Source organism: Verrucomicrobiota bacterium (assembly GCA_016871535.1).
In the GTDB taxonomy this organism is placed as follows: Bacteria; Verrucomicrobiota; Verrucomicrobiia; order Limisphaerales; family SIBE01; genus VHCZ01.
Genome location: VHCZ01000377.1, coordinates 1 through 4,479, shown reverse-complemented (window position 1 = coordinate 4,479; position 4,479 = coordinate 1). Strand labels below are relative to the sequence as shown.

Annotated in this window: 4 protein-coding genes; all 4 read left to right on the top strand. The window is 59.0% G+C overall.

Features of this window, described 5'->3' with window-relative positions; genetic code table 11:
- Positions 1–179 precede the first annotated feature (179 nt).
- The 4 genes from FJ398_26315 to FJ398_26300 are packed head-to-tail and all read left to right on the top strand — an operon-like array spanning position 180 to position 2,961.
- Positions 180–374 (top strand): MoaD/ThiS family protein, encoded by a 195-nt coding sequence (locus FJ398_26315; protein ID MBM3841400.1) that lies wholly within the window; start codon positions 180–182, stop codon positions 372–374.
- Positions 375–380: 6 nt separating this feature from the next.
- The gene (locus tag FJ398_26310; GenBank protein ID MBM3841399.1) at positions 381–1,256 is read left to right on the top strand and encodes an exo-alpha-sialidase; all 876 of its coding nucleotides are present in this window, start codon (positions 381–383) and stop codon (positions 1,254–1,256) included.
- Positions 1,246–1,776, top strand: coding sequence for a hypothetical protein (locus tag FJ398_26305; GenBank protein MBM3841398.1), 531 nt, complete (start codon positions 1,246–1,248; stop codon positions 1,774–1,776). Before FJ398_26310 ends, FJ398_26305 begins: the two co-directional genes overlap by 11 nt.
- A 9-nt stretch (positions 1,777–1,785) precedes the next feature.
- The gene (locus FJ398_26300; GenBank protein ID MBM3841397.1) at positions 1,786–2,961 is read left to right on the top strand and encodes a hypothetical protein; all 1,176 of its coding nucleotides are present in this window, start codon (positions 1,786–1,788) and stop codon (positions 2,959–2,961) included.
- Positions 2,962–4,479: the final 1,518 nt, after the last annotated feature.

Below are 4,479 nucleotides of genomic sequence, written 5' to 3'. Positions count from 1 at the left end.
TGCCCAAAAACGGCTCTGGCACTACACTCGCAAGGAAGGAACGCACAATCGTTACTTCGCCACCCCTGCCGAGTTGTGTGCCAGTCTGTTCACCACTTTGAAGGATATCCAGCGGCACCCGGAAAAAATCCAAGGCCTATTGGAGCCATTTCTTTAATTATCGCTATGTAGCTTTATTGATGCGCTTCTGTGTAGAGGAACTCGAACGGCGTTACCCGGCGCTTTACCGCAACGTTTGCGACGAGACGGGGGCCGTTCGCCGCCACATCAACGTTTTTGTAAACACCCATCACATGCGCGACCGCGCCGGACTGGACACGCCACTTTCGCCGGGTGACGAAGTGACGATCCTGCCCGCGGTCTCTGGAGGTTAATTCCTTATGGCAAATCGTGTTGTTCTCTGCATTGGCACCAAGAAAGGCCTGTTCGTCGCCGAATCCCCAAAACCGCGACGCCGCTTTGCGCTGCGCGGACCTTTCGGTCCGGGCGTGGCGGTCTATTCCGCACTCATCGACACGCGCGGCACGCCGCGACTTTACGCGTCGAGTTGCAACGCGTTTTTCGGCATGAAAGTTCTGCGTTCGAACGATCTGGGGAAATCGTTCAAAGAAACCAAATCCGCTCCCGCGTTTCCCAAGGACGATGGCCGCGCCTTGGCGAACATCTGGTCGCTCGAACCCGGCGACAGCAAGAAAGACTTGTTGTGCGGTGTCGAACCGGCGGCGCTGTTCCGCAGCCGCGACGGCGGTGATTCATGGGAGATGGTGCCTGGCATCAGCAACCACGAGCACGCCCGCAAATGGGAGCCGGGCAACGGCGGGCTTTGCATGCACACCATCCTGCGCGATGGCAAGCGCGTGCATCTCGGCATCTCCACCGGCGGCCATTACATGAGTGAAGACGGTGGCGAGACGTTCGCGGCAGCGAACAAAGGCGTGGGCGCGGGCTTCACGCCGGATCCGTATCCTGAGTTCGGCCAGTGCGTTCACAAGATCGCGCGCCATCCTGCCGCTCCCGGACGGCTTTACATGCAAAACCACGGCGGCTGGGCCGAATGGTCGAGGCCGGGCGGACCGAGGCCGGGCATCGGAGTTCTGCGCAGCGACGACTATGGCCGCACCTGGCGCTCGATTGCGGACGGGCTGCCTTCGGATTTCGTTTTTCCCATCGTCGTTCATCCGCACAATCCCGATGTGGTCTATGTCTTGCCACTGGCGCCGTACACGCGCACCTGCCGTCGACGGCGTGACTGCTGAAAACCTGAACGCCTACACGCTCGCTTCGCTGAAGGAACTGCTCGCGCGCGTGCGGGCGCTCGACGGAATTCAGTTTCGGATTCACGAGGAATCCGGGCTGAAACGAAGCGAAATGGAAGACTTCTGGCGCGCGGTCTTCGAGCACGTTCAAAAGGTCCGCCCTGGCATTCTCCTGGAAGCGCGCGCCAAGGGCACGCCGGACAGCGTCATCAACACCGCGCTCGATCTCGGCGTAAACCTGCGCATTGAGACGAAATACTGGATGGAGCAGATGGGCCTGCCGTTTCATCCCTCGCACGTCAACCACCCGAACCAGCGCGATCGCCGCCACGGCTACGCCGATTTGCTCCGCTATCCGCAACGGTACCAGATCGACTGGCGGCTCTGGAACGGCGGCACGACGCGCGTGCTCCTGTGGGCTGATCCCGATTACGTGCGGCGTTATTCGGAATCCACGCTGCTTTACGACTCGCCGAATTGGGACGTGCAGGAACCGCTCGCGACGAAGATGGAGGCGTAGCGGCCCGACGTGGCGCCGTTCGCGCTGATGCCGGAGAAATATCGCTACTACGAATACGAGTTCGAGCGTTACTGGCACTTTTTCCAGGTCTGGGGGCGGGTTGGCTATAATCCCCAAACTTCCGCTGAGGTTCGGAAACGCGAGTTTCGGCGCCGTTTCGGTAACGCCGGGCCGCACCTTGAAGCCGGCCTTCACCGGGCGTCGCAGGTCCTTCCGATGATTGTCGCCGCAGTCTATCCGTACAACCTGTTCCCGACGACGCGCGGTTGGGCGGAGCGGCAGAGCCTGGGCGTCAAACTCTCCGATTACGCCCGGAATGAAGGCACCGACGTCGAGCAGTTCGAGAATTTCGCCGACGCCGCCCGGCGGATTCTCGAAGGCAGCACCACGACCAAACGCACCCCGGACGCCACCAGCCGCTGGTTTGACGAAACGGCCGACGCGATCCTCGCATCAGTCCGCGCTGCCGAAGCGAGCCTTGGCGGCAAACGCAGCAACGAATTCGACTCGACGATCACCGATCTGAAGATTAGCGCGCAGCTCGCCCGCTTTCACGCGCGCCGTGCCTTCGCGGCCGTGCACTTCAATCTGTTCAAACGCTTGCAAAGCCCTGCTGAACTGCGCGCCGCGGCCCGCGAGGAACGCGCCGCCGTAGCTGCGTGGCGCGAACTCGTGACCGCAGCCGGAGACCGCTACCATTTCGACCTGGCGATGGGCGCGCGAAACTTCAGCCTTTGCGGCCATTGGCGCGATGAACTTGTGAAACTCGAAGCCGCTTTGAAAGAACTGGAGGCGCAAGCCGGTTTCTCGGATTCCGCTTCGCAGGAAAAGGTCTGGCAGCCCGCGACCGGCGGCGACCGCGAGCCGCCCCGGGTCGAACACGAGCGTGTGCGGACGCCACGTCCGGGCCAGCCGTTGCGCATCGTCGCGCGCGTGACGGATCCTTCGGGTGTGCAGTCAGCGCGGCTGCGCTACCGGCACGTGACGCAGTTCGAGGACTACGCGACGCTCGACTTGCAGCCTTCAGACCAGCCCAACGTTTTCACGGCCACGGTGCCCGGCGACTTCCTGGTTCCACAATGGGATTTCATGTATTTCCTCGAAGTTACGGACAAAGCCGGCAACGGCGCCAACTGGCTCGATCTCACGAAGGAAATGCCGTATGTGATTGTGAAGTTGAAATGATTTGCTGCGGATTGCCCACGTTTACGCTTTCAAAAAGGGCGGAGGTTTTGAAGAACTGCGCAAGATGACCCGCGCCCAAATCGGGAAGGGCGCATACTCAGACGAAGGCTCTAATTGCCTGTGGTGAGAAAGGCGTGAGCCTCCTTACGGTTTTCAGACAAGCTCTTGGCGAAGTGACGGGACGATGGAAATCACCTGTAGGGCGCTTCGACTCTATCGGGTAGCGCCAGAATGCCACGGTAAGTACGCGTATGGACGGCCTCGCCACTCTCGCTTACAAAGTCCCCATCAGGATCGAACTCACTCAAGGCCTGTAGGGAACGCATAGCCTTCCAGGGATTGGGCAACCGGGTTCGCAGCTCCGTTGGGACCAAAGTAACTGAAATCTTCCTTTTGTCGCTCAGATTCTTTCTGGTGCAAGGGTCAAAAAAACAAGCTCAAACACAATCGTCGAAGGGAAAATTGAAAATGAAAACAAGTGACGCTCTGCGAAAATGCGCGCAGCAATCAGCTCGAAAGCATTCGAACGTGCTGCAGAATGACACCCTACTGCTCGCTGCATCCATTGATGCGGACGCGCGTCCCATAAATGGAAATGCGTTTGCACGTCTTATCGAACGAACATGCACTTTCGCTTTCGTGGTTGTGCACTCCATCTTCGCGGCGGCCATGTGAAATCGCGCGATCAGACCGAGTTCGATGGCATACGGCGCGCTAACGGTCGGTTTGGCAATTCTTAGTGCACTTGGCCAGGACCAGGTCCAGAACTCGCAAGCAACTTCCGGTTCCGCACTCGTCTTCACGGATAAGGCGGACTATGCCCCTGGCTCGATAGCGGTCATCATGGGGCGGGGCTTTCTTTCCGGTGAGACTGTCAAACTTCAAGTGTTGCACGCTGACGGCACTCCAGCGACTGGGGCAGATCATGAACCGTGGTCCGTGGTCGCTGATCCGCTCGGAGGCCTCGAGACAACATGGCATGTCTGCGAAGATGATTGCGTGGGCTCGCACCTCGAGTTGACAGCGATTGGACTCTCTTCGGGGCTGACAGTGCGGACCGTGTTCACCGACTCTGCGCCTGGCCCGAAACGATTTCTCTATACGGGTGGTCACGGCCTGAATTTGGCCAAATTGACCACGTTTGGGGGGGCACACGTTTGCTACCATTAGCGGCAGCGATTCGGCGTGGGCAACGGCCTTGGCAGGCGGATTTGGAGCGTCCGACGCTTTCGTTGTAGGTGAAGGAACTCCGGTGCCTTCGGCGTCAACCCGCGCGGCCATCGGCAGTTATGTGTCGGCAGGAGGTCGAATCATTGTGATGAGTGGTCACGGTGGCTCCGAGTATCTTTTTCTCAATAACGTCTTTGGCTATAGCACAACTGTTGCACAAGGTTGTCTAGCTAAAGCCTGTTGCGAAAGTCGGATGGCTCGCCCGCATTGGTAAAGGTTCTCTGAAAAGACTTTTTTGAAAATAGTTCTTGCTTTCCCAAGACCTAATCGAGTATATCGATTAGGTGT